The following is a 23,954-nucleotide window of genomic DNA, read 5'->3' as shown; positions in this document are numbered from 1 at the left end:
TGGCCAAGTGCCATGCCAACGCCTTCGACGTGAAGTTTGTCGCGTTCGACACCGTTCTCGTTGACAGCCAGCGCGTTGCCTTCGATTCCAGCGCTGTTGCTCCGGCTGATCCGGTCTTTGAAGGCTACCGCTTCGACGGTTGGGACAAGGAATTCACGAACGTCCAGTCTGACCTCACCGTGAATGCCAAGATGACTGCGGTTGTTGAAGTTTGCTTCGTCGCCCTCGGTGAAACCAAGTGCGACACTGTTCCGGCTGACACGACCATTGAAACTCCGGATCTCCCGTCTACCGAAGACAGCACCTGCGTTGATTGGACTGTTGATGGTGAAACCTTCAGCGATTCCACCTTCCTCGCTTCCGAAGTTTCTGAACTCGTGGCAGTCTGCCTCGCTAAGGAATTCGATGTGAAGTTCGTCGCGTTCGACACCGTCCTCGTTGACAGCCAGCGCGTCGCTTACGGTACTGCCGCTATCGCTCCGGATAGCCTGGTGCCGGTGTTCGAAGGCTACCGCTTCAGCGACTGGGATGCCGACTTCACCTATGTTGAAGACAACATGACTGTGAACGCTGTGTTTGATACCCTCGTGAAGGTGAGCATCTCTATTGAGGTTAGTGGCAAGACGCTTGATTCCTCGTTCTATGTCCTCAAGGATACCGTGATTACCGGTCTCAAGAGCATGATCGACTCCCTCAGTGGTACGTACTTTGTCTGCTCTGAACTCACGGTCAATGGTGCCGAACTCACGGATACCATCGTTGCTACCTCCGATATCGAAGTTGGCGCTGTCTGCCAGCCCGTTGTGCATACGGTCCGCTTCTTTGTGGAAGAAAAGCTTGTTCATACGAAGTCTGTTTTGCATGGCACTGCCTGCGAATACACGGCTCCGGCTGTTGATGGCAAGAAGTTCGTCAAGTGGGACAAGAACCTGAATGTCGTCCTTGAAGACCTCGATGTCAATGGCATCTATGTGGATCTCGATACCATCAAGGTTGTTGTCAGTGGCGAAGTGATTGACTCTGTGGTTGTTGCCAAGGGTGATTCTGTGGAATACGTCCTCCCGAAGGTCCAAGACACTGACGACAGTGCTTTCGTTGGCTGGAAGGTTAACGGTGAACTCCTGAATGCCGGTGACACCATCATCGTTAAGTACGGTGACAAGGAAATTGTTGCCAGCTTCGAACTGGGTACTTCCCTCCGTGCCGTTCGCTCTGTTGCCAAGTTCTCCGTCTTCAGCGAGAATGGTCAGCTCCAGGTGATTGGCGCCCGCATCGGCGACGAACTCACTGTGCTTGACCTCCAGGGCCGCGTGATTGCCAAGAAGTTCGTCCAGAACTCCGTCGAACTCGTCAGCGTCGCTACCCGCGGCAGCTACCTGGTTCGCGTGGGCACGATGACCAAGCGCGTCGTCGTCCGCTAATCGGATAGGACTGAGAAATTGAGAAGGCGGCCTCCGGGCCGCCTTCTTTGTATATGGAGCTTGCGGGCGTTGGCCTGCATAGGGCAAGGGAGAATAAAAAAAAGAAGCACTGCGTTATGCAGTGCTTCTTTTTAAGGGTGGATGACCGGACTCGAACCGGCAACATCCAGAATCACAATCTGGGACTCTAACCAATTGAGCTACATCCACCATGTAGCGAGACCAAATATAAAAAAGCCATCCCAGATTTCAAGGGATGGCGTGAAAAAAGTCCGCGAAACGGGCCTGTAGGGGCAAAAAAAGCTTAATCAGAGCTCTTTTTCGACATGATTCGGATGAAGTTCTCGCGCTTGAAGTCGTTCCTGTGCTCCATGCAGAAGCGCGGGTACACGTACTGCTTTGGGAAAATGCGGATGGTGAACTTCTCGTCGCACCCTTCCAGGCTGCACTTGAAGGAGAGGTCCATGGATTCCGTATAGTTGTGGCGGAAGATAATGTTCTTGGATTCGATGTTCTCGACGTCCTTCTTCTGCTTCTGGCGCTGCTTGATGTCGCGGTGCAGTTCGCAGTATTTGGCAATCGGGTGTCCCCAGAATTCGCGCCCGCAACCAGGCTCTTGGCAAATCTTGAGTTTGATGCGCTTTTTCTTTTTGTATTTGGGTAATTGCATAGAATCTCCGATTTTCAACATAAAATTTAGTAAAAAATGGGGGAGGGGGCAAAAGCCCGCGTTTTTTTTGCGTGGGGAATGGGGGATTGTTGTTTTTTTTGAAGAAAAGATGCGGGAGGGGTTTTGTGTTTTTTTTTGAAGTGGGGTGGACAAAAATGGCGGGAAAAACGTCTATAGGGGTATGTGCGATTCTGTTTTCTCGTTTTTCCCTGTTCTGGGGCTCTGGCTGCGGCAGATGGCCGCATTCCTTGCTCTGTGTGCCGTTTTTTCTGCCTGCATGTATGCCGAGGAGGGCTCCGACCATGCTGGCCTGCGTGTGAGTTTCCTCGACGTGGGGCAGGGCCTGGCCGTGCTGCTGGAGGAGGATGGGCGCTATGCGCTGTTCGACACGGGGCCGGACTCGGCCGGTCTCGTGGACACGCTTGCGGCGCGTGGCGTCCGTGAGTTGGAGTGGGTTCTGGTGAGCCACGCTCACCGGGACCACGGCGGTGGCTTTATGGAGTTTGCGCACGCGGTCGAGTCGGGGGCGCTCCGGGTGGGACGGCTGTACGTTGGGCCCGATACCTATGCGGGGATTGTCCGTGACAGCGTGCTGCGGCTGGCGTCGCGGCTCAAGGTGCCCGTGGATACGGTTGCCCGCGGCGATGTACTGGGAATGTGCGGGTTGGGTTGTAGGGGCATGGGCTCCGGTACTGCCGCCTCGCCCGGTGCGCGGCTAGATGTGCTATGGCCGCCCAGGGGCGAACCGCTCGCCGAGAACGCGGCGAGTGTGGTCGCGCTTCTGGAGTATGGCGGTTACGGTGTGCTGCTGACGGCGGATCTGGATTCTGTCGGCGAGCGGAGGCTACTGGAGTATTCGCCGTCGCTCCGTGCGCACATTTTGCAGGTGGCGCATCACGGGTCGGCGGGGAGCAGCACCATCGGGTTCCTGTCGCAGGTGGCTCCGCAGTATGCCGTGGTGAGCGTCGGCGCGAAAAACGCCTACGGGCACCCGGCCGCACCGGTGATGCGCAAGCTCCTTTATGTCGTGGGAGATTCCTCGGCGGTGTACCGCACCGATCAGGAGGGTAGCGTGACCTTTGAACTATTGGAGGGTGTCGGAATAGTTCCTGATACTGGATTAAAATAAAGGCTTTTTTCTCCAAAAAAAATTACTTTTAAAGCATGAAACGATTTTTGCTTTTTTCCGCATTGGTATTCTTGACTTCTTGTGCCATGACTGAGACTCCGGCTCCGAAAACCGAAAGGCAACTCCAGCTGGATTCCGTAACGGTGGATATCAGCCCTGCTCCGGAGTTCCGTGGTGCAGGCATGTATGTTCCTGATGGTTCTCTAGTCTTGGAAGGGCATGCCTCTTATCGCAAAGATTTGAATGCATCGCCAGCAGAAGGTATTAAACGCCAAAACCATCAAAAGAAAATAGAGGGTGTTCCTTACAATAAGGAGTATCGTCTTATTTATGACCTCGGGAATTCGCCTGTTGAAGGGGCTGCCAGTGTGATGTACAAAAGCAAAATACTATTTGGCAAGTTTACGGCAGGGCTGGATGGGCTCCCTTTCTTGGGCGTTTCGCTTGGCGTGAATACCGAACACTTTGAAGTTGGCGGTTTTATTTTCGACCATTTCTGGGACCGGACTTACCGTTTTAAGGGGACGATGTACGAACAGACGACTTATTATGCGCAAGGTGGAAATCAACCGGTTTCGTGTATATGGAACGATGATAATTGCCGGGTGGACTCTGTTTCGTTAAAAAGCGACGATTATGATTCCGAAGATTATCTCATGACGCACAATCTAGGTGCGGGGCTGTTTGCATCGTACTTTATAGAAAATGTTGTATTGGAATACTCCGGCAGCTTCTACTATCCGAAGGTGACGGAGGAGCCCGAAGACGAAAAGGTGAAATTCTCCAAGGATTTCCCGTTGGTGACGACGCAACGATTCTCGGTGGGTTATAATGCGACCCAAAACATCACCACACGTTTTGGTACAACCCATGTGGCTGGAAATTTTGACGGGACTTACTGGGCCCTGTTTGCCGATGTGACTGTGAGGCTGGTCTTTTAGCCTTGCCTAGCCGTCGGTGAGGCCGATGCGCGCCTGGAAATGGCACTGGGTCATGTCGTCGGCGTTCATGCCAAACACGTAGGCGTGGTGGTTCGTGTTCTTGAACCTCACGATGTTCACCTTCGCATCTAGCGGGACCTGCGCGATATAGTTCATTTGTATGGAACGTACTCGGCGATTCTTGATTTCGTCTTTGTCAAGTGCGTCCATCACCCAGTCTACGTAGCGGCAGTGGTTCACGTGGTTGTTCATGTCGAGGTCGCTGTAGTGCGCCTGTTCCTGGTGGACGATTTTCGGATCTATCTCCGGGTTCAGGATGTCCATCATCTCGGGGAGGGCGTCTTTCCCGGGGTGCAGCGGTATGGGGAACGGGCTGTTCGCCGGGTTCTCGGACTTGCCTGTCTTGAGGTTCACTAGCAACCACGAAGACGTTGCCTGCGCAATGGAGTTCCCCTGTGAATCCAGGATGGAGTAGTCCTTGAGGCATACTTTGTCTTTATAGAATTCCTTGGCCCAGGTGGAAATGGTGAGCTTTTCGCCCCAGACGGGCGTGTGCAAAATGCGTACCTTCATGCGAGTGATGACGGTGGTGTACCCAGCCTTCATCATTTTCCAGAGACCGAACCCGTTCCTTTCGGCATCGGCGATAGCGGTTTCTTCCATAAAGAGAAACAGGTTCGACAGCTTAAGGCGGCTATGGTGGTCGCAGTCTGAAAACCGGACCTCGAAACTTTTAGTCGTAATTCCTTGTTCCATTTTATCCCATAATCTTTTAACGTTACGATAATAATGTATAATTTTAAATCATGGAAGATTTTCAGTTTCGCCCTAGTTTCCTTCAATTGCCGGCCTTGCACTCCTATAACGGCGAAGTGTATTTGCCGGGCTCCAAGAGCATCACGAACCGAGTCCTTTTGATATCGGCTTTGGCCGAGGGGAACACTCGCCTGCATAACCTGCTCAAGAGCGACGATACCCGCTACATGGGCGATGCCCTTTGCAAACTGGGGGGCGATATTGTCTTTACCGACGATTTTTCCAAGGCGTATGTCGTGGGCAGCGGTGCCCCGATAAACATTGCGCCGCAAGTGCAGGATTTGTTCCTTGGCAATGCAGGCACGGCCATGCGCTCCTTGTGTGCCGCGTTGACGCTTGGAGAGGGAAGCGTCTTGCTCCATGGCGAAGAGCGCATGAAAGAACGCCCCATCCGCGACTTGGTGGATGCACTCAGGTCTATCGGCGCCGATATCTCTTACGAAGAAAGCGAAGGCTACCCGCCGGTGCGAATCCATGCGCACGGTTTGAAGGGCGGTGATGTCAGTGTCCGTGGCAATATTTCGAGCCAGTACTTGACCGCGCTCCTCATTTGCGCCCCGTACTGCGAAACCCCGTTGCACATTCACGTGGATGGCGAACTCATTTCGGCTCCGTACATTTTGCTCACGCTCGACGTGATGCGCCGATTCGGCATCGATGTGAAGCATGACGGCCTGACCGATTTCTATGTGCCCAAGGGCGTGTACCGCTCTCCCGGCGATTATTACGTGGAAGGCGACGCCAGCTCGGCGAGCTACCCGCTTGCCGCCGCTGCCATTGCAAAAGGCAAGGTGCGCGTGCTCGGCGTGGGCCGCGACAGTATCCAGGGGGATGTCGGTTTCACGGATGTCCTCCGCAAGATGGGTGCGAAGGTTGAACTCGGCCCCGACTGGATTGAATGTGATGGATCCGGTTGTGAACTTCACGGGATGGAACTGGACTTGAACGATATTCCGGATGCCGCCATGACGGTCGCCGTGCTTGCGCTGTTTGCGAAAGGTGCCACGAACATTCGCGGCATTGCGAGCTGGCGCGTGAAGGAGACGGACCGCATTGCCGCCATCGCAGCGGAACTGCGCAAAGTGGGTGCCGAGGTCCGCGAGACTTCCGACAGCATCTTGATTACGCCTCCGCAGCAGTTGCTTGGCGCAACGATCGAGACGTACAACGATCACCGCATGGCGATGTGCTTCAGCCTGGTCGCTCTGGGCGGAGTTCCTATCAAGATTATGGATCCCGCTTGCGTGAACAAGACTTATCCCAGCTATTTTGATGATTTCCTGAGATTGGCGAAGTGATGTTTTTCCGAAAAGCCCGCACGATTCTTGGCACCTGCGTCGCCGTTCTTGCCCTTTCGGTGGACTCGTTTTCGGCGATAGACATTTCCGAATTCCAGGCCTATGTGGATTCCATGGTTCCTGGGGCGAGGTACGGGCTTTCGGTGCGCTCCGTGCGGAGCGGCAATGAAATCGCGAACATCCGCGGTACAGAAAAATTCACTCCGGCAAGTACGCTCAAGACGCTTACCACGGCTGCTGCGTTGCATTTTTTGCCGTTGGACTATGCTCCTAAGACAGTCCTGAGGCTCAACGGCAGCGTGAAGGGAAAGACGTTCTCCGGGGCGCTTGGAATTCGTGGCGAAGGCGACCCGAACATTTCTGGGCGCTACTATGCAGACCCGTTCCACATGCTTTATGCCATGGTGGATTCGTTGCGGGCTATGGGGATTGACACCATCAGGGGCCACCTCGATTTGGACACGTCGTATTACAAGGGCCCGTGGAAGGCCGAACACTGGCGCAAGAATTTTTACGATGCCTGGTACGGTGCCGAAATTGCTCCGCTCGACTTCAACGATAACTGCGTGGTGGTGCGCGTCAAGCCGGGTGCAAAACCGGGCGATGCCGGTATTGTCTCGGTCGTTCCCGATGTGGGCTATGTCGTCATCAACAACAGGCTCACGACTGCGAAGGGCAAACGCCGCAAGTGGACGTACGCGATGGACCCGGTCAAGCCCGAAATTACCATCGGTGGTGAAATTGGCGTGGGCGTGGATTCCGCGCAGATGGTGTTGCCTGTACGCAATCCGGTGGGGTTCTTCCGTGCGGCGTTTATGCACGCACTGGCCGACGAGGGCATCGTGTTCGTCGAAGACCACGCCATCCCTTCGGGCATTGCAATCAAGAGTTTCACGTATTCTTCGGCTCCGCTCCTGAGCTTGCTTGACGAAATCAACCAGCGCAGCCAGAATCTACATGCCGAGACGATTTTCAGGAACATGGGGGCGCAAGTTTTGGGCGAGGGCAGCGTTGATGCTGGCCGTGCCGCCGAACGCCGGTTCCTTATCGAGATGGGAATCAGTCCCGACGATTTCGAGGTTTGGGATGGTTGCGGGCTTTCTCCCAAGAACAAGCTCAAACCCTCGACGGAGACAAAACTCCTGCGTGCCATGGCCCGCCATTCGAAGGGCCGCTACTACATCAACAGTTTTGCCGGACCCCGCGTGGGCACGGGCGGCAAGCGCATGCTCGAATTGGAATACCCGTGGCTCACCCGTTTCAAGACCGGGTTCATTGCCGAGGCTCATGCCTTGGTGGGTTATGTGTTCCCGATGGACGGCGACACACTCGCGGTTGCCATGTACCTGAACGAGACGGGCGGCAACACCGATGCCGCCAGCAAGGCCGTACTCGACTCGCTCTGGATTCGTATTGTCAAGGCGACGAACGACAATTACGCCTCCCTGATGGAGATGAAGCAGATGTGGCTGGATGCGCAGAATGTGCGCGGGCTTTTCGAACGACTGGACCATTTTTCCAGGCTCCTCATGGGTAGGCCCTACAGCTTTGGCCCCATGGGTGAAAGCTACCTGGATTCTATCGAGAACAAGCCTCTTGTCTACCTCGATTCCGTGGATTGCGTGACTTTTGTGGAGCATGTGCTTGCGCTTGCAACCGCCCCGGACGAAGATTCCTTGTTTTCGCAACTCCAGCGCATCCGTTATAAAGACGGCAAAATCGGTTTTACGACCCGCAAACATTACATGATGATGGATTGGGTGGGCGAAGGAAAGTTTGCTAGGGTGTTGCCCATGCCCGGTGATACCTCCATTGTCCGCAAGATACCCAAGAACGAATTCTTTGCATCCAAAAGGCTCAAGTATTTGGTGGATGGCAAACCCGCCGCCGACCCGATGATGGACCTGCGTTACTTGCCGTACTCCAAGGCTCTGGATTGGTCGAGAAAGGCGTATAAAGGGCCCATGATGGTCGCAGGGATTGCGTTCGTCGGCAAATCTGAAAAAATAGATGTGACCCACACAGGTTTTGTCATCTTGCGCCCCGGCGAAAAACCACGGTTGCGCCATGCCTCGATGGTTCGGAAGAAGGTCGTGGAGCAACCTCTCCAAGAATATCTCATATCCCGCAAGGGCAAACTCCCAGGAATCACGCTTTTTGAATTCGCTCAGCCCTAGTGTTTTTTGCGTTTTTTGCGCTAAAAAAGCAGGGTAATAAATCGTAAGAAAAAAAACGAAAATAGGGGAGCAAAAGAAAACCTTATTTTATTGACATTGGCGAAGCGGATAATCTATTTTAGGGGAGTTGTTGGGGAAGAGTGATTTTTGGGGGAATACAAATGGAAATGGAATACATCAAGTTGTTCTGCATCGCGGGCCTTGCTATCCTTGCGTTCGCTTATGTTTGCTGGAAAACAAAGTTCCACCAGGAAAAACCTTTTGTAGGGTACAGGAAAGAAAAAAGCATGGAATCTTTCGAAGCCTGGTTGCAAGAACATCATAAAAGTGCTACCCACCACTCCTAGTGATTCTCGTTTTACCGGGGAAAATGTATATTTCCGGTAGATGGGATGTCATAGGAGGCCTGTTATGAAATTCAAATTTTTGGCAACCGCATTTGCGGTATCTTTCGCCTTGACCGCTTGCGACAGCGGTTCGTCGTCAACCAAGCCGAGTGAAAGTGCAATTGATCAACCCGATTCGGGCTTGGAACAACAAGCTTCCGACACGAAAAAAACATCCAATTCCAGTGAAGGTGCTTCCGATGAAGGCGAAACCCACGTAAATGGTTCTAATAACGAAGAAATAAATCATACAAACGACGGTTCCAGCATCAATCTCAATGAAATGATGACTCCGGAACAGTTGAGACTTCTCAGGGCATTTGAAGCGAAGATGGGTGATACAGATGATTCTGGGAGAAAGTTCTCTGAAATTTTAAACAATGGAGTATGCCAAGATGGCGATGTGCAGTCGGCTGTCTACTTAGGCCAGAATGTGCAATGGACCTGCATCTACGAAGAATGGGTCCCGACTTCGGGCTTTGACAAAGTGGTCGAAGCGATTCCTTCCGAGACGTTGAACGAGATTCTTGCGGAATCAGGTTTGACCAAGGAAGAACTGCTGGCGATGATTGATTTCATGTCGAAAATGGATGTATCCAAGAACGACGCCGCCGTGGTTTGTGATGGTGAGTTGACGGATAACTTCTGGAAGATAAGCATGACCGGGAACTTTGCCGGAGCCGAATTCCTTACGAAGGGCGATGTGACCTTTGAAGGGGACTCGATGGTTACGAACAGCACCATGGAAATGGACTTGGGCACAGAAGCCACTTGCAAGGCTTATATGAACACTGATGACGATGACGACGAGGACGAAGACATTCTTGATAAGGAAATTTATGGAGATGTCGTCAAATCCGAGACCAAGTGCAATGGGAGTCGCATGGTTCAGGTGGAAAAATCGGTCAAAAAGAATGTGACAGAAGAGTCCCGGAAGCGCGCCTATGAAAATATGCTAGGCAAGTGCAAGGACTATCGTGACGGAAAAATCACATACGAAGAATTGATGATGGACTAGACAGAAGTCTAGTGGATATCCATCTTCGAAAATAGATTCAGCACGGCAACGCCGGAAACAATCAGGATGAGCCCTACGATGGCTCCCAAATCGGGCATCTGCTTGAAAAAGAAGATGCCACTTATTGTAATGAGAGCGATGCCGAGTGCCGACCAGGTGGCATAAGCGATTCCGATGGGAATGGTGCGCAGGCAAAGACTCAGCAGGTAGAGCGACGCCACGTAGCAGACGAGCGAGGCGATGGAAGGGATGAGTTTGGTGAACTGCTCCGACATCTTGAGGAGCGTGGTACCGGCCGCTTCTGCGACAATGGCGAGGATAAGAAATACATAGTTGAGCATGGGGAGAATATACAAATTAATTTTGGGAATATGAATCGATTCCGGTGAAATTGTTGATTTTGCAGGGGCTATGTCTTTTTTGTGTGCGGAAAAATCTATTTTTTTTGAAACGATGAAACTTGTTTGTGTTATAGCCTTTTTGCTTTTGACCGGTTGTGCGTGCAACGATCCGCGCGGTTGCCATGTGATTGATGGAGTCGGGAATACGCCGGATGACCGTCGCATGGTGAAAGAAGGGCGAGATGTCCAGACATACCAAAATACAAGGATGCCGGACCCATCTGCAGAAAACACAGTGAACCGTTCAGATGGGGTTTCGCTGCGAGTGTATAATCCAAGCGATACAATGCATATCGATGACAAAATTGACTGGACGAAAGTGGAGTAAATAGTTATGCCGAGTTCTGAAAAATTTCGTGACCACGTTTTGCAGCAGTTCAAGGGCGAACTGCGCGTGACCACCCGCAAGATGATGGGTGAGTACATTCTGTATGCCGACGGGAAAATCTTTGGCGGGATTTACGATGACCGTTTGCTGGTAAAGCCCGTGGCGGCGGCTCTCACGATGTTGCCGGGCGCAAAGAAGCAGTTGCCCTACGAAGGTGCAAAGCCCATGCTCCGTGTGACCAACGAGCAAATCGAAGACAACAACTTGCTGGTGCGTTTGCTTGACGCAATGTTGCCGGAGTTGCCGGCTCCGAAAAAGAAATAGAAACAAAGCGTATTTGATGAAATTTGGTTGTAACCAAGTTTATTATATTCTGAACGAATGAAGATTATCAGAGTGACAAAGGAATGTGAGCGTGCGGGCGCGTACTACGTGCGCATGGCTGCGATGATGCATAAATACCAGATTCCGCTTGATGCCGAAATTGATGCGCATGACGGCGGGAACTGCCATTATATCTTGGCGCTGGACGATATTTACCCAGTTGCCACCTGCCGCTGGTTTGAAGTCCGCGAGGGAGTGGCCGAAATCGGGCGTGTCGTGGTGTTGCCGGAATACCGAGGTCAGCACTTGGGCCAGGTCGTTGTCAACGAGGCCGAAAAGTGGATGCGCGAAGCAGGATACCGTAAGGCGGTCGTATCAAGCCGCGTCGGTGTTGAAGACTTCTACAAAAAATTAGGGTATAGTTTTAACGAAAACGGCACCCCGCACCATGACACGTTCCAATGCGTGTACATGGAAAAGGAAGTTTGATCTGTAGGGACCAAATTGTTGGCGTTGGGAAAAAGAGAATGAGATTTCTTGTCGGAATAATTCTTTTCTTGAATGTATGGCTTTTTGCTGACACAGAAAATCGTTATTTCGGAGAATCTATATCCCAGTTTAATGCGTATAGGAGTGCTTTACTTGCATCATAAAAAAAACAGAGAAAAGATGATGTTATTTCAACGGTCCGTTATATAAAAGAACGGGCTCCAGATGAATTTGCAATTGATAATCTGGAACTGCTCCAAATCTACTTGTTGGTGGAACGTTACGACTTGGCTATTGACTTATGGCTTGGGGAGTACGAAAAGGTTGGGCGTCAAGTACAATATTCTTTTGTTAAGGATTCTTTATTAGATTATCTTGATGCAAATATGAATTTAACCGATTCTAATGTAGTGAAGGCAAAACTTGAAGAAATGATTTTGTCTAGCGACGATGAGGAACAAAAGAATTTATGTGAAATCTTGCTGAAGTTGACGGCTTTTTATGGAATACGTAACAAATTCGATGTAATGCGTTATAATACATTGCACCGCGAAAAGCTGGCGGACAAGTATTTGGGAGACACTTTGATTTTTGTGTCTTTTGGTCAATCCACTGTTTTTGGAGATCGCGTATATAGTAAATTTTATTATAGAAGTGGAATGGATCCTGAATGTCTAAGGAAAGTGATTCTATCGCTAGAAGAATTTGAGCAGAAATTCCCGAATTCGGAACGGTTGCCGTTGATAAAGAGTATACGAAATCGATTTGAAGAATTATTAAAGGATTACATGGCGTTCTTGAATTATTACACGAGAAAATTATATACGGGTGGCATTGGAGTCGAGGGATGGTTGACGATTGGAGGCTGGGAACTTGGAATACCGATTCAAATCTGGCGACTCTTGTTTGTTCCGACACTAGACTCGGATGAAAATTATATTGATGGATGGGTGTTTATTTTGGGTTTTGACCTGTTTGAAGTTAAGCGCTTAAAGGTAGTTCCATTTGTCGGTTTGTGGGATCCTTATGTGGCAGGAATGCAAATTGAATTTCGTCCCTGGCTCGACCCGTCTACAGATGTCAAACTTGGTGTGGCGGCATATTTATCGATAAAAGCGAAATACATGCTGAAATATGGAGAGCTGACAGAAACGGGAAAAAAAGATATTGCGCATACGTTTTATGTCGGTCTAGGATTTCATTTTTGGTAACTTCTTACGAAAAGCAGTTCTTGACGCAAGCTTCGAGGATTGCGACAAATGCGAGCAGGGTTATGCCGAACTTGGGGCGGAACCTCTTGATTATGGGGAAAAACGCGTTGATGATGTACAAAGTTGATGCGACTAGGTAGCCAAGCGCGATGATGTATGCGGGTTGGCCCTGGTCGGAATAGAACAGACCATTGTATTCCCCGCGGGCGAAAGTTTCTAGGGAAAGGAAGAAAAGGAACGATGCGATGCTCAGGGCTATCTTGAAGTTCCTGAGCCAGAAATCCTCGGGCGCGAGATTGGATGACGGCTCCTTGTCTTTCCAGATGTGTTTATTGATAAAGGGGATGCTTGTCGAATACCAGAAGAGAATCCCGATTGCAGGGAGGAACTTGGCAAATTTGAAAACGCGCCAAAATTGAAGGTTCCTGATAATGGAAGGGTCGCTGACAATGGTGAATAGTAAACCGTCTTCAGGGCGGCCGCGTGGTCCGCGAAGTAATGCGAAAACGAAGACTGCGAATACGATGCCGATGAGTATCAGGAATTTCTTAAATCCTTTTTTGTCGGGCAGGGGTTGCGGCTGCTTGATGATTTCCTGGTTCAGCTTTTGCACGACCTGCTGTTCGGCAATCCATCTCTTTTCCTGTTCCCTTAGCCTTGCGCTGTCGATTCTCCGTTTACGGTCTTCGAGGGCCTCGATGCGGGCCTTGACGATATTCTGCCGTTCGGGCGTGGGGTCATTTGTGATGGCGTCGCGCTCGCGGTAAAGCATGGGTAGGGGCTTCTTGCGGATTTCAGCCTCGTAAATTCGGAGCTCTTTTTCGGTAAAATGTGCCATGTTGCGCAATAAATGTAACATAAAGGGGCAGAATTTGTTTTTTTCGGGGCAATTTTTGTATTTTAATGTCCGTAAAAATTTTAGAGGTTAACTAAATGGATATTCAGGAACTTTCGGAAAAGGTTAAACAGCAGAGTGCTTTTTGCATGAACCTGCTGCGTGAAGTGGAAGGTACGGTGATTGGCCAGAAGGCTCTGGTCGAAAGCATTCTGACGGGCATCCTGGCCGATGGTCACGTGCTGCTGGAAGGCTTGCCGGGTCTTGCCAAGACGACTGCGGTGAAGGCTTTTGCCGATGCCGTGTCGCTGGACTTCAAGCGCATCCAGTTCACTCCCGACCTGTTGCCGGCCGACTTGCTGGGTACCACGATTTACAACGCGAAGGAATCCAAGTTCGAGACGCGCAAGGGGCCGCTCTTTACGAACCTCGTGCTCGCTGACGAAATCAACCGTGCTCCGTCGAAGGTGCAGAGCGCCCTCCTCGAAGCCATGCAGGAACGCCACATCACGATTGGTGATGAGACGTTCAAGCTGGACGAACCGTTCCTGGTGCTTGCCACGCAGAACCCCATCGAGCAGGAAGGTACGTATCCGCTGCCCGAAGCCCAGGTAGACCGTTTCCTCTTGAAGGTGAAGGTCAGCTACCCGAACAAGGCCGACGAAATGAAGATTCTCGACGCCGTCGCCGGTGCGGGACTCCGTCAGCCGCAGGCTGTTGCCACGAAGGAAGACATCCTCGCCGCCCGCCAGATGGTGAAGCAGGTGTACGTGGACGAACGCGTGCGCGAATACATCGTGAACCTCGTGCTTGCGACCCGCGATCCGGGCAGCATCAAGCGTAGCGACCTGGTCGGCTTTGTGGAAGTGGGTGCATCTCCGCGTGCGTCGATTGGCCTTGCCCAGGCTGCCAAGGCTCATGCGTTCATCCAGGGCCGTGCCTACGTGACGCCGGAAGACGTGAAGGCCGTCGCCATGGAAGTGCTCCGTCACCGCATTATCCTGAGCTACGAGGCCGAAGCAGAAGAAGTCTCCGCCGAAACCGTCGTGCAGAAGATTTTGGATTCTGTTGAGGTTCCGTAAAAGTTTAAACGCGGATCGCGAGCGTCGCAAGTCGCAGGCTGAGAACGTCGCGGGTCGCTTCTCGATTGTCATTGCGAGGCCGAAGGCCGTGGCAATCTCTAACCATCGTTGTCATCCCCGCTTCTATGCGGGGATTTTTCTTTCTCTATTATGCGCTGATATATAAAAATCGCTAATGGATGAATTTTTTTGAGGCTTTTGTGGCTGAATAAGCCAAATTCTAATCATGAGGACGTTTTTTCTTACGATTGGGCGTATAATGCCGCTCTTTTTATGGTTATTTTATCTGTAATCTAAAAAGGGCGTATAAGCGGGGGATTTTGGGGCTATTTATACGCCCCGCGACTGTTTTTCGCTCCAAAAATGGTTTATGTCCAAGCTAACGCCCCTTTAATCGCGCTTTTTCCGCGTTTTTGGGGATTTTATCCTAACCTCCAACCTCTGACTTCTAGTTACTAATTGCTATCTTTATGGCGAAAAAGGGCTCCTGGGAGGTGCCTTGGAGTTTCCCTTTTTAATATGAGGAATAAAACGAAGGAATTATGGCAAATCGTGTTGTGATCGGCTCCCAGTGGGGCGATGAAGGAAAAGCCAAGATTGTTGATTTTTTGACGCTCGATGCTGATATCATCGTGCGTTTCCAAGGTGGTGCCAATGCCGGCCATACTGTCGAGGTCGGTGACAAGAAATTTGTGTTCCACTTGATTCCGTCCGGCATCATGCATCCGGATAAGATTTGTGTTATTGGCAACGGTGTCGTTCTTGACCCGGTGCAGACTCTCGCCGAAATTGCGGACCTCCATACTAAGGGCATCAACCCGGAAGGCCGTTTGTTTATTGCCAACAACGCTCACGTTGTGCTCCCGTACCACTCTGCGCTCGACAAGGCTAAAGAAAAGAAGGCCGGCAAGGCTGCAATCGGTACGACTGGTCGCGGTATCGGCCCCTGCTACAGCGACAAGGTGAACCGCATTGGTGTGCGCGTCGGTGACCTCATGGACGAACGCGAACTGCGCCCCCGTGTCGAGGCGATGGCGAAGGTCCACAACGAAGAATTCAAGGTGATGTACGACGTGCCTGAGATCGACCCCGAACAGGTCATCAAGGACTACCTCGAACTCGGCCAGAAAATCAAGCCGTTCGTGCGCGACGTGAGCGAGATGCTCTACAAGGCTGTCAAGGAAGGCAAGCGCCTTGTGTTCGAAGGTGCCCAGGGCACCATCCTCGATGTGGACCAGGGTACATACCCGTTCGTCACGTCGAGCAACACGGTCGCAGGCTACGCAAGCTGCGGCGCCGGCATCGGTCCTACGGTGCTGGACCAAGTGGTGGGCGTCGTAAAGGCCTACACGACGCGTGTAGGCAACGGCCCGTTCCCCACAGAACTTTTGGACGAGACAGGCGACAAGCTCCGCAACATCGGTAACGAATTTGGTGCGACAACGGGCCGCAACCGCCGCTGCGGTTGGTTCGACGCCCCGGTGGTCCGCAAGGCTGCCGTGGTGAACGGCCTGACCCACCTCGCTATCACGAAGCTCGACGTTCTCGACACGTTCGACACAATCAAGATTTGCACGCACTACATGTGCGATGGCGAAAAGCTCGACTTTATCCCGAACCAGCTGTCGAAGGTCGGTCGCTGCACTCCGGTGTACGAAGACATGCCGGGTTGGAAGGTGGACACGAGCAAGTGCCGCAAGTTTGACGAACTCCCGGAAAACGCAAAGAAGTACCTGTACCGCATGGCCGAATTGGTCGGCGTGAAAATAGGCATGGTGTCTATCGGTGCCAAGCGCGACGAGAGTATTGTTGTAGATTTAGATTAGTAACCTGTAAACCGAAGGAGATTTATATGAACGAATCTATTCTTGGCTTGTTGAAAGGTGTGGAACTCTTCTCGGAACTGAATGAGGAGCAGCTCAAGATGCTCGCGAATTTGGTTGTCGCCCAGAACTTCGTTCGCGACGAGACTGTGGTTCTGGAAGGTGACGATTCGGTGCAGGCGCTGTACCTTATCGCTTCCGGTTCCGTGCAGGTCTACATGACCGGCGTCGATGGTCGCGAGACGATTCTTTCGTTCCTCGAACGCGGAGACTTCTTCGGTGAAATGTCCTTGATTGACGGCGAACCCAGGTCCGCTTCGGTCCGCACGGTCACTGACGCGCAACTCCTCATCATCCATCGTGAGTCGTTCCTCACGCTCATCCGCCAGTCGCCGGAAATTGCGATGGGCCTCTTGAGCGAGATGAGCAAGCGCTTGCGCAAGGCGAACCGCCAGATCGGGTCGCTCTCCACGATGTCGGTGAGTGGTCGCGTGGCCGGTACGCTCCTCAACCTCATGCAGGAACGCGGCGTGCGCATCCACACAGACAATGGCAAGATGGTGACGGTCATCCACAACCGCCCCACGCAGCAGCAGCTGGCCGACATGTCCGGTACGACTCGCGAAACTGTGAGCCGCATTTGCTCGTTGCTCGTCAAGACGAGCGCTATCGCGATGACCGGAAAAGACATCGTGATCTTTGACGAAGACATGTTGCAAGAAAGGGCAACCAAGGGTTAATTATGGATAAACTAAAGGCTATCTGGGCGAAGCTGACGCGACGCCCTGTGGTCAAGGCACTTCTGATTTGGGCCGTTGCGCTCATCTTTTTGGCTTTTATTGTAGACAAGATTGTGATGCCCGTTTTTGCCGGGCACTTGACCAGTACAGAAATTGTCCCTAACCTGGAAGGCATGGACCAGGCCGCTGCGGAGAAGGCTCTCAAAGAGGCTGGCTTCAAGGCAGAATGGGTCAAAGAAGGCCGTTACAGTGCTCAGGTACCGGCTGGCATGGTGCTTGTGCAAATGCCGAAGGCGGGCCGCGAAGCGAAAGTCGGCCGCACGGTGAAACTCACGCCGAGCCTCGGGCTACGCGAAGTCGTTATCCCGGACCTCCGCGGAACGAGCCAGAAACAGGCTGCCATCTCGCTTTCCCGCGCAGGGCTTGTGCAGGGCGAGATTGTCAAGGGCGCACACGCGAGCATTCCGCGCGGCGTCGTAATCCGCACGATTCCTGGTGCGGGTGACAAGGTCCGCATTGGCGATACCGTGAAGGTCGTGATTTCGGCCGGTGCGACCAAGGGCAAGATTTTGCTCCCGAACTTCGAGGGCGTTCCTTTAGACGACGTGTATGCGAAACTTGAGACTCTTGGATTTGTCGTGGGCAAGATCAAGCGCGTCAAGGATCCCGAAGATAGGGGCTATGCTCCCGGTACGGTCCTTGAAACGTTCCCGAAGTACGGGGACTATCTCCCGCCGGACACCAAGATCAATTTCGTCATTGTTGACTAGGGACGGGTTATGAAGGGCTTGTTCGGTACTCTCGTAGCGTTTGCAGCGTGCGCACTTTTGGTGAGTGCGTGCAGTTCTGCACCTGCGAAGAAGTCTGCCGAAACACCTTCTGCCGCAACACCTGCTGCGGCGCAGGCAGACGAGTCCGAACACGATACTATTGTATATCCCCAGAATTTGGATGTCGCCCATGCGGCGTACTTGCAAGCGGTTAACCTCGAAATGCGCGGTGCGCACGATATGGCCGATGCGTTGATGATGCAGGCTTACGAAGCCGACCCGGGCAACCGTTACCTCGGTTTCGAAGTTGCCGACAGGATCGCGATGCGCGGTGACGATTCTCTCGCTTTGGTCTATGCCCAGCAGGCGAACCGCTTGAAGGGTAAGAAACTTGCCCGCCATTATGCCTTGCTTGCTCATTTGTATGTAAAAGAGGGTACGGCCGATTCCGCCCGGAAGTATTTTAACTTGGGTCTTGATTCCGCACATTACCAGGACATGGCTCTGCTTTACGACTACAGCTTGTTCTTGGAAATTGTGAAAGACAAGAAGGAACTTGTCCGCGTGTACGGGATACTGTTGCCGCAGGTGAACTACATGCCTTCGCTGTTCCAACGCCAGTTCACGTTGCTTGCCGAAATGCACCGCGATTCCGCTTTGGTGGACTTGCTCGAAGCTGCCTACAACGCCAACGGGGACAGGGCCATGCTGCAACAGATGGTGCAAATTTTGCTCTTGCAAAAACGCCTCGGTGAGGCCCGTGCAATCGCCGATACGGTCATGACGTCCGATGTTGTCTCTGAAAAAATTATTGTCGGCGTGATGACGACTATCGCAGAAAAGAACAGGGATTCTGCTTACAAGTTCCTGAAGCATAAATATTATACAGATTCTGTTCGCACTCCTATTTTGACAAATTTCCTGGGCCACTACGAATATATCGCGATGGACTTGGACAGTGCGAAGGTCCACTTGAAAGAGGCCGCCGAACAGCTCGGCTCTCAGCCGGTTTATGTGGCGAACGCTTACCGTGCGCTTGCCAGCATTGCCTTGAGCGAGAACGACAAGAAGAATGCGGTGTTCTATGCCGAGAAAGCTGATTCCGCATCGATGGGTGGCGAAAAGCCGATGCTCGCGATGACGTACGGTTATGTGGGCGAATACAAGAAGGCTTATGGAATGCTCGATTCCCTGTTGGCGGTGTGGAGCAAGTGGAATCCTCCGGTCGGCGTGGATTCGGCGTCGGCGAACGAGATGAGGAAACAGGCGAACCGCATGCACCGGCAGTTCCGCAACGCCTATGCCCGCATCTATACCTTCGAGGCGAACGATATCGAAAAGAACGCCAGCGCGAACGATTCCATGAAAACTTATGCGAAAGAGGCTCGCGAGAGGGCGGAACTCTTCTGGGAAAGCCTTTTGCTTGCCGATTCTACGGACATGGGAACGCGCGTCTATATGGCGATGAATTTGGAGCGCATGGGCCGTTACGACGAATCTTTCGCGATGTTCGAACTTTTGCTCAAGCAGCCGGAATCGTCGGGGCTGGATTTCCCAGAGATCATGAATTATTATGGTTACTCGCTTATCGACATGAACCGCTCTGCAACCGATGTGGACCGCGGGCTTGCGCTTGTGCAGAAGGCGCTCGACAAGGCAGGCAATTCGCCGGCGCGCGAGGCGTATTTGGATTCCAAGGCCTGGGGACTTTACCGGAAGGGACTTTACAAACAGGCCTACGACGTGATGCTGCTCATTAACGAGAAAAACATGCACGAAGACGCCGTGTACTGGGAGCATATCGGTGCCATCCAGGTGGCGCTGGGCATGAAGGCCGAAGCCACGAAGTCGTACAAGGCTCTGCTCAAATTGAACCCGAACCATCCCGAAGCGAAGGCCTTTTTCTCGGGCACTAAAAAGTAGGCGGCTATGTTCGGGGCTGCACAAAAGATTTCTCTGGCATATCGTTTTTTCCTGTGCGCCGTACTTGCATTTTTGGCGCTTTGCGGTTGCTCCGGTTCCAATGCAGTGCGCAAAGCAGATGCTGTAGGCGATGCTCCGGTTGTCGCGGTGACCGACAGCCTCAAGGCGAAATTCAAATTCGCCCTTTTCGACAAGTCGGGCAAGGAACAAGAGTTCGACGCGGTGCTTTTCTCTGTACCGGGGAAGCGTTACCGTATGGAACTCACGGGGACGATGGGTATTGGTGTCGCGAGTTTGCTGTGGAAGGAAGAAGGCTGGCAAGTCGTTTTCCCGACAGAGAAAATGTACGTGAAGGGCGCCGGTTACATGGTGGGGCTGTTCAGCGACAGCACGATACCCTTGGTGCATATTCACCAGGTGGCCTCCGTCTTTGAAGGAAAACTCCTGCCCGATGGCTACAAGGATTTGGGCGACGGGAAAGCGGTGGAATCGACCGGTCGTGAGTTCAGCTATGGCAAAAACGGGGCGGATGTCGCCTGGATAAGCCGTACTGGCCGGGACGGAAAAGTGGAGAAAATCCAGTTTGACGGGTTCAAGGAATTCGAAGGGACAAGAATCCCCGCGCATGTCGTATTTGAACGGAATGGCAAGAAATACCTGGAAATTCACGTGAAAACCGTGAAACACAGGCAAACGTTCGGCTTAGGTATCTGGCGCCTCAATATTCCTAAGAGTTATCGGCGTATCGAGTAATGTTTTTTTGTAGATTGGATAACATATGATGAAATTCGTTCTCGCTTTTTTATTTTGCATGCTTTCTTCTGCCGTTTTTGCGGCAGACACGCTTGAGGTTTATGCCTTCTTGGTCCAGTTCAAGAAAGAAGAACCGGACAATTCCCTCACGACAGGGGATGGCACGTTCGGCTCGGACTTGAAGAACAAAGAGGTCTACAGCCTAGACCCCGTGAAAATGCGCAATTCGGCTGCATATTGGCAAAAGCATTTTGAATTCGCGAATGCCTATTACCAGGCGGCGAGTGGCGGCAAGCTGGCTATCCGTGCCGAAATTTTCCCCAGGGCATCGTCGGGGCAGACGGTTTACGAACTGAAGAAGCCGATTATCGACTATAACCGAACCAAGAGGATGAAGGGCGAAAAATTGGCGGCGTATGGCGAGGCCCGCGCCCGCGACTACCTCTCCTTTGTTTACGATGCAGTGATGGCTGCGCATAGTTCCAAAGATTCCCCGTTCAAGGAACCGTTGCCCAAGAACCCGAACACGAAACGCGTGTATATGATTATCCATGCGGGTGCAAGCAAGCTCGTGGATGGTGGTTCTATGGGAACCGACGGAGCCGATACTCCGGGCGATTTCATGGACTACTATGTCTCACCGGATTTTTGGGAATATCTCTCCAAGGATTCTAACTATGTTGCCGTGAAAAAGGTGGAAACGGATTCGTACGGGAAGAAACTGAAAAAGGATTCTTCGGTGGTGACTGGTCTTGTGCTCAAGGATGCCACCATCGATACGCTCAAGACGATTATGGTCATGAGCGAGACGGCATCGCAAGACGGGTTGAATTGGGGTATCAACGGAATATTGGTGAACCAGATTGGCCGTGAGTTGGGCATGCCCGACACTTACGATGTGTCGAAGGGCATTTCTCGCCTGGGTAATTTCGACGTGATGGATTTTGCCGGGTATGTCGCGGGTAACGGGTTTATGCCGGCCTTGCCGAACGCTTGGAATCGTGCCTACATGGGCTGGAGCTCGGTCAAGGAAGTGCGCCCGGTAGCGGGCAAGGGCGTTACTGTAGATATCGCAGCTGCGGGTAGCGGGCTGGGGACCGAAATCGTGAAAGTCCCGTTGAGTGCAAGCGAATACCTGCTCATAGAAAATCGCCAGCGCTCCTTGAAGAAGAACGGCGATGTCTATATTGAACTCGGAGCGGCTTCTGCAGATGATGAATCTTGGAAGGATACCATTACAATAGATAGCATTGGCAATGTTTTCTTGGACAGCATTTGCGTCAAGAGTAAGTGCAAAAAGAATACGAAAAAGGCCAGCGGGATTATTCTGTCGCTGAGTTCGTTTGATGCAGGCCTCCCGGCGAGCGGTATTACCGTATGGAGAGTGAACGAATGGTACCTGCGTGAAACTTTGCAGCATGGTTATGCGAACGCCTGGGAAGGCGATACCTTGCGCGACCACTTGTTCGGAATCTCGCTCGTGGAAGCGGATGGCATCTTGAGTATCGGGAAAACGTTCAAGAATGCGCTCGGCCGTGACACATACGATTATGGCTCCGGTACGGACTTGTTGCCGCACAAGCGCTTTGGGGGCAAATCGGGCGAGAAGTTCGAAGTCGTGAATACGATTGAACCGACGGGTTATGCCAACACGCAGACGACGCAGGGTGGCTATACTGGCATCAAGATTACGGTGAGCATGCCAGATAAAGCTCGCAAAGAAAAGACCGCGAACGCCTTTATGGGCGATAGCGTGATAAATTATGCGGCGCCTGTGATCAGTGTGACAGTCAGCATCGATGACGGAAGTATCACGGGAGGACAATTCCCGCGCAACATCGGGCTTGTCAGTGCCGTAAGCGGTGCTGTGTTTGTCGATGACCCTGAAAACGAGGGCGAAAAACTGCTTGTCGTGGGGGCTATGGACGGGACGCTCCAGGTGTTCAATGCCCTTGGCGATACGTTGTTCGATGCCGATACGGTCGTGACCTTGCCGAAAATTTCGAAGAAGGATTCGACGAAGAAGGTTCCGCTATATCGCGTAGGTGCAAGTTATGGCCCGCTGGTGGGCATGGCAAGCGATGGCAAGGATGTTTATAGCCTGCACAGGAGAAAGTTCGTGAAGACGTCCTTTGCGAGCGGAATTCCGATGCAAGAGTCTTTTGATATTGAATCGGCGAGTGCGGGGCCGATGGTTGTCGGGGGAGAAGTCCGCCTGGCGACCGAAAAGGGAATCGTTGTTTTTGACAAGGCTAGTGGAAAACTCAAGCTGGCAGAAGAACGCGAAGGTGTCGTTGATATGGCGTATTGCGGCAGCTCCGACAATAAGGATTTGTTTGCCTACGTGACAGACAAGGGCGCAATTTATGTCCAGGATCGCGAAATAAAGCTGAACGGCAAGAGCAAGGAAAAGTTCCGCTTGGCATGCACTGATTTGGACCGTGACGGTGTTGTCGATGTGATTGCCGTGGGTAGCCGCGGGACAGTAGCGGCTGCTGGCGTGGTGGAATCCAAGAAGGGCTTGAACTGGAGCAAAACGTACAAGCGCGGCAGCGAAGGCACAAGCGGCTTGATGCATGAAACTTCCGGGATTGCGATGGGCGATATCAATGGTGATGGTTACCCCGAAATTGTCTTCTTGGGAGATAACCTCGTTTACGCACTCGATCGTTCGGGCTTGCCTCTTGGCGGGTTCCCGGTGAAGATTACTCGCGGCAGTCCTGTGTACGCATTCTTCAGCGACCCCCTGCTTGTCGACGTGAATGGTGACGATACGCCCGAAATCCTTGTGCCGAGCAGCGACGGCATTGTCTATGCTTACACGGGCAAGGGAAAATCGGTGAATGGCCAGTTCCCGCTTGCGGCAGGTAGCCTTGAAATGCTGGATTCGCTTGGCACGATCCAGCCCATGAGCATTTTTGTTGCGAATGCAGTTCCCGACAAGAAATCGGCTGGCCCGGAGATTTATGCTTTGCATCGGGAGAATATGTCTGCATTCCGCCTGCGCAAGGCTTCCAAGAATGCGGCCTCTTCTGTGGCAGCATGGACGCTCCCGTCGGGTGGCAACGAACGTACGGGATTCTTTGACGCAAGCCGCCTGGACGAAGCGAAGAAAAAAGAAGCCAAGAAAGAGATTACCGAATTCTTTGTGTACCCGAACCCGGTGAAAGATGGCAAGGCCAAGGCTCGCTTTGAAATCGGTGCTCCGGCCAAGACAGCGACGTTTGAACTGTACGACATTACGGGCCTGTGCGTGTTCAAGAAGAAAATGAGTGACTTGAATGCCGGCCGGAACGAGTCCGAAAATCTGGATTTGAAATCGCTCGGCAGCGATGTATACACGGCTCGCCTGAAGGTCGAGTTTGAAGGCGGAAAGACAAAGCAGAAGGTGTTCCGCGTGGGAATTGTCCGCTAAGGGG

General features: G+C 52.3%; 22 protein-coding genes and 1 tRNA gene. 18 read left to right on the top strand and 5 right to left on the bottom strand.

Annotated elements, in window-relative coordinates; genetic code table 11:
* The coding region (locus tag Q0Y46_RS06980) for an InlB B-repeat-containing protein (protein ID WP_297946077.1) at positions 1 to 1,421 on the top strand (1,421 nt) is incomplete at its 5' end.
* Between the two features lie 136 nt (positions 1,422 to 1,557).
* Here the strand turns inward: Q0Y46_RS06980 and Q0Y46_RS06975 are convergent.
* A tRNA-His gene (locus Q0Y46_RS06975) sits at positions 1,558 to 1,631 on the bottom strand.
* 94 nt (positions 1,632 to 1,725) lie between these two features.
* Entirely contained in the window at positions 1,726 to 2,091 is a 366-nt protein-coding gene (locus Q0Y46_RS06970; protein WP_290961500.1) for a hypothetical protein, read from the bottom strand.
* Positions 2,092 to 2,272: 181 nt separating this feature from the next.
* On the opposite strand from Q0Y46_RS06970, the gene Q0Y46_RS06965 reads away from it, so the two are divergent.
* A complete protein-coding gene (locus tag Q0Y46_RS06965) occupies positions 2,273 to 3,220 on the top strand; it encodes an MBL fold metallo-hydrolase (protein ID WP_366522490.1) in 948 nt (315 codons plus the stop codon).
* Positions 3,221 to 3,255: 35 nt separating this feature from the next.
* Entirely contained in the window at positions 3,256 to 4,161 is a 906-nt protein-coding gene (locus tag Q0Y46_RS06960) for a hypothetical protein (RefSeq protein WP_295679782.1), read from the top strand.
* A gap of 6 nt (positions 4,162 to 4,167) precedes the next feature.
* On the opposite strand, the gene Q0Y46_RS06955 is transcribed toward Q0Y46_RS06960, so the two are convergent.
* The gene (locus Q0Y46_RS06955) at positions 4,168 to 4,917 is read right to left on the bottom strand and encodes an acyl-ACP thioesterase domain-containing protein (protein ID WP_295679779.1); all 750 of its coding nucleotides are present in this window, start codon (positions 4,915 to 4,917) and stop codon (positions 4,168 to 4,170) included.
* Between the two features lie 50 nt (positions 4,918 to 4,967).
* On the opposite strand from Q0Y46_RS06955, the gene aroA reads away from it, so the two are divergent.
* From aroA to Q0Y46_RS06935, 4 genes are all read left to right on the top strand, one after another.
* The gene (aroA, locus tag Q0Y46_RS06950) at positions 4,968 to 6,275 is read left to right on the top strand and encodes a 3-phosphoshikimate 1-carboxyvinyltransferase (RefSeq protein ID WP_366522489.1); all 1,308 of its coding nucleotides are present in this window, start codon (positions 4,968 to 4,970) and stop codon (positions 6,273 to 6,275) included.
* The gene (gene dacB, locus Q0Y46_RS06945; protein ID WP_297946072.1) at positions 6,275 to 8,452 is read left to right on the top strand and encodes a D-alanyl-D-alanine carboxypeptidase/D-alanyl-D-alanine-endopeptidase; all 2,178 of its coding nucleotides are present in this window, start codon (positions 6,275 to 6,277) and stop codon (positions 8,450 to 8,452) included. The genes aroA and dacB overlap by 1 nt, the downstream gene beginning before the upstream one ends.
* Positions 8,453 to 8,613: 161 nt before the next feature.
* On the top strand, positions 8,614 to 8,799 hold the full coding sequence (locus Q0Y46_RS06940; protein ID WP_295679772.1) for a hypothetical protein: 186 nt from the start codon (positions 8,614 to 8,616) through the stop codon (positions 8,797 to 8,799).
* 64 nt (positions 8,800 to 8,863) lie between these two features.
* Positions 8,864 to 9,856: a hypothetical protein gene (locus Q0Y46_RS06935; protein ID WP_297946070.1), complete on the top strand. Its 993-nt coding sequence runs from the start codon at positions 8,864 to 8,866 to the stop codon at positions 9,854 to 9,856.
* Positions 9,857 to 9,864: 8 nt separating this feature from the next.
* Here Q0Y46_RS06935 and Q0Y46_RS06930 read toward each other — a convergent pair whose 3' ends face one another.
* Positions 9,865 to 10,197, bottom strand: a complete 333-nt coding sequence (locus tag Q0Y46_RS06930; protein WP_297946069.1) for a multidrug efflux SMR transporter — start codon at positions 10,195 to 10,197, stop codon at positions 9,865 to 9,867.
* 145 nt (positions 10,198 to 10,342) lie between these two features.
* Between Q0Y46_RS06930 and Q0Y46_RS06925 the strand changes: the two genes are divergently transcribed.
* From Q0Y46_RS06925 to Q0Y46_RS06910, 4 genes are all read left to right on the top strand, one after another.
* Positions 10,343 to 10,585: a hypothetical protein gene (locus tag Q0Y46_RS06925; RefSeq protein ID WP_297946067.1), complete on the top strand. Its 243-nt coding sequence runs from the start codon at positions 10,343 to 10,345 to the stop codon at positions 10,583 to 10,585.
* A gap of 6 nt (positions 10,586 to 10,591) precedes the next feature.
* Positions 10,592 to 10,909 (top strand): TfoX/Sxy family protein, encoded by a 318-nt coding sequence (locus Q0Y46_RS06920; RefSeq protein ID WP_295679760.1) that lies wholly within the window; start codon positions 10,592 to 10,594, stop codon positions 10,907 to 10,909.
* A 57-nt stretch (positions 10,910 to 10,966) separates the two neighbouring features.
* Positions 10,967 to 11,398 carry a GNAT family N-acetyltransferase gene (locus tag Q0Y46_RS06915; protein ID WP_297946065.1) on the top strand — a complete coding sequence of 144 codons (432 nt, stop codon included), beginning with the start codon at positions 10,967 to 10,969 and terminating at the stop codon, positions 11,396 to 11,398.
* Positions 11,399 to 11,670: 272 nt separating this feature from the next.
* On the top strand, positions 11,671 to 12,609 hold the full coding sequence (locus Q0Y46_RS06910; RefSeq protein WP_297946063.1) for a hypothetical protein: 939 nt from the start codon (positions 11,671 to 11,673) through the stop codon (positions 12,607 to 12,609).
* A 4-nt stretch (positions 12,610 to 12,613) separates the two neighbouring features.
* On the opposite strand, the gene Q0Y46_RS06905 is transcribed toward Q0Y46_RS06910, so the two are convergent.
* On the bottom strand, positions 12,614 to 13,447 hold the full coding sequence (locus tag Q0Y46_RS06905; protein ID WP_297946061.1) for a hypothetical protein: 834 nt from the start codon (positions 13,445 to 13,447) through the stop codon (positions 12,614 to 12,616).
* Between the two features lie 95 nt (positions 13,448 to 13,542).
* Here Q0Y46_RS06905 and Q0Y46_RS06900 point away from each other — a divergent pair, with 95 nt between their 5' ends.
* From Q0Y46_RS06900 to Q0Y46_RS06870, 7 genes are all read left to right on the top strand, one after another.
* Positions 13,543 to 14,526, top strand: a complete 984-nt coding sequence (locus Q0Y46_RS06900; RefSeq protein WP_297946060.1) for a MoxR family ATPase — start codon at positions 13,543 to 13,545, stop codon at positions 14,524 to 14,526.
* 542 nt (positions 14,527 to 15,068) lie between these two features.
* Positions 15,069 to 16,352 (top strand): adenylosuccinate synthase, encoded by a 1,284-nt coding sequence (locus Q0Y46_RS06895; protein ID WP_295679745.1) that lies wholly within the window; start codon positions 15,069 to 15,071, stop codon positions 16,350 to 16,352.
* A gap of 26 nt (positions 16,353 to 16,378) precedes the next feature.
* Positions 16,379 to 17,089 carry a Crp/Fnr family transcriptional regulator gene (locus Q0Y46_RS06890; RefSeq protein ID WP_290959317.1) on the top strand — a complete coding sequence of 237 codons (711 nt, stop codon included), beginning with the start codon at positions 16,379 to 16,381 and terminating at the stop codon, positions 17,087 to 17,089.
* A gap of 2 nt (positions 17,090 to 17,091) precedes the next feature.
* The gene (locus Q0Y46_RS06885; protein ID WP_295679743.1) at positions 17,092 to 17,859 is read left to right on the top strand and encodes a PASTA domain-containing protein; all 768 of its coding nucleotides are present in this window, start codon (positions 17,092 to 17,094) and stop codon (positions 17,857 to 17,859) included.
* A 9-nt stretch (positions 17,860 to 17,868) separates the two neighbouring features.
* Positions 17,869 to 19,782: a hypothetical protein gene (locus tag Q0Y46_RS06880; protein ID WP_297946058.1), complete on the top strand. Its 1,914-nt coding sequence runs from the start codon at positions 17,869 to 17,871 to the stop codon at positions 19,780 to 19,782.
* A 6-nt stretch (positions 19,783 to 19,788) separates the two neighbouring features.
* Complete coding sequence (locus tag Q0Y46_RS06875; RefSeq protein ID WP_297946056.1) at positions 19,789 to 20,535, top strand: hypothetical protein; 747 nt, start codon at positions 19,789 to 19,791, stop codon at positions 20,533 to 20,535.
* 25 nt (positions 20,536 to 20,560) lie between these two features.
* A complete protein-coding gene (locus tag Q0Y46_RS06870) occupies positions 20,561 to 23,950 on the top strand; it encodes a hypothetical protein (RefSeq protein ID WP_297946054.1) in 3,390 nt (1,129 codons plus the stop codon).
* The last annotated feature ends 4 nt before the right edge of the window (positions 23,951 to 23,954 follow it).

The sequence above is a fragment of the uncultured Fibrobacter sp. genome (genome assembly GCF_947305105.1).
Taxonomy (GTDB): Bacteria; Fibrobacterota; Fibrobacteria; order Fibrobacterales; family Fibrobacteraceae; genus Fibrobacter.
Note: the sequence above shows the minus strand (reverse complement) of the source record. Positions and strands in the feature narration are given on the sequence as shown.

Excerpts from the sequence above, each read along its gene's own strand:
- Q0Y46_RS06970 (WP_290961500.1), bottom strand. The coding sequence starts at position 2,091 with ATGCAATTACCCAAATACAAAAAGAAAAAGCGCATCAAACTCAAGATT.
- Q0Y46_RS06965 (WP_366522490.1), top strand. The coding sequence starts at position 2,273 with ATGTGCGATTCTGTTTTCTCGTTTTTCCCTGTTCTGGGGCTCTGGCTG.
- Q0Y46_RS06960 (WP_295679782.1), top strand. The coding sequence starts at position 3,256 with ATGAAACGATTTTTGCTTTTTTCCGCATTGGTATTCTTGACTTCTTGT.
- Q0Y46_RS06955 (WP_295679779.1), bottom strand. The coding sequence starts at position 4,917 with ATGGAACAAGGAATTACGACTAAAAGTTTCGAGGTCCGGTTTTCAGAC.
- aroA (WP_366522489.1), top strand. The coding sequence starts at position 4,968 with ATGGAAGATTTTCAGTTTCGCCCTAGTTTCCTTCAATTGCCGGCCTTG.
- dacB (WP_297946072.1), top strand. The coding sequence starts at position 6,275 with ATGTTTTTCCGAAAAGCCCGCACGATTCTTGGCACCTGCGTCGCCGTT.
- Q0Y46_RS06940 (WP_295679772.1), top strand. The coding sequence starts at position 8,614 with ATGGAAATGGAATACATCAAGTTGTTCTGCATCGCGGGCCTTGCTATC.
- Q0Y46_RS06935 (WP_297946070.1), top strand. The coding sequence starts at position 8,864 with ATGAAATTCAAATTTTTGGCAACCGCATTTGCGGTATCTTTCGCCTTG.
- Q0Y46_RS06930 (WP_297946069.1), bottom strand. The coding sequence starts at position 10,197 with ATGCTCAACTATGTATTTCTTATCCTCGCCATTGTCGCAGAAGCGGCC.
- Q0Y46_RS06920 (WP_295679760.1), top strand. The coding sequence starts at position 10,592 with ATGCCGAGTTCTGAAAAATTTCGTGACCACGTTTTGCAGCAGTTCAAG.
- Q0Y46_RS06915 (WP_297946065.1), top strand. The coding sequence starts at position 10,967 with ATGAAGATTATCAGAGTGACAAAGGAATGTGAGCGTGCGGGCGCGTAC.
- Q0Y46_RS06905 (WP_297946061.1), bottom strand. The coding sequence starts at position 13,447 with ATGGCACATTTTACCGAAAAAGAGCTCCGAATTTACGAGGCTGAAATC.
- Q0Y46_RS06900 (WP_297946060.1), top strand. The coding sequence starts at position 13,543 with ATGGATATTCAGGAACTTTCGGAAAAGGTTAAACAGCAGAGTGCTTTT.
- Q0Y46_RS06895 (WP_295679745.1), top strand. The coding sequence starts at position 15,069 with ATGGCAAATCGTGTTGTGATCGGCTCCCAGTGGGGCGATGAAGGAAAA.
- Q0Y46_RS06890 (WP_290959317.1), top strand. The coding sequence starts at position 16,379 with ATGAACGAATCTATTCTTGGCTTGTTGAAAGGTGTGGAACTCTTCTCG.
- Q0Y46_RS06885 (WP_295679743.1), top strand. The coding sequence starts at position 17,092 with ATGGATAAACTAAAGGCTATCTGGGCGAAGCTGACGCGACGCCCTGTG.
- Q0Y46_RS06880 (WP_297946058.1), top strand. The coding sequence starts at position 17,869 with ATGAAGGGCTTGTTCGGTACTCTCGTAGCGTTTGCAGCGTGCGCACTT.
- Q0Y46_RS06875 (WP_297946056.1), top strand. The coding sequence starts at position 19,789 with ATGTTCGGGGCTGCACAAAAGATTTCTCTGGCATATCGTTTTTTCCTG.
- Q0Y46_RS06870 (WP_297946054.1), top strand. The coding sequence starts at position 20,561 with ATGATGAAATTCGTTCTCGCTTTTTTATTTTGCATGCTTTCTTCTGCC.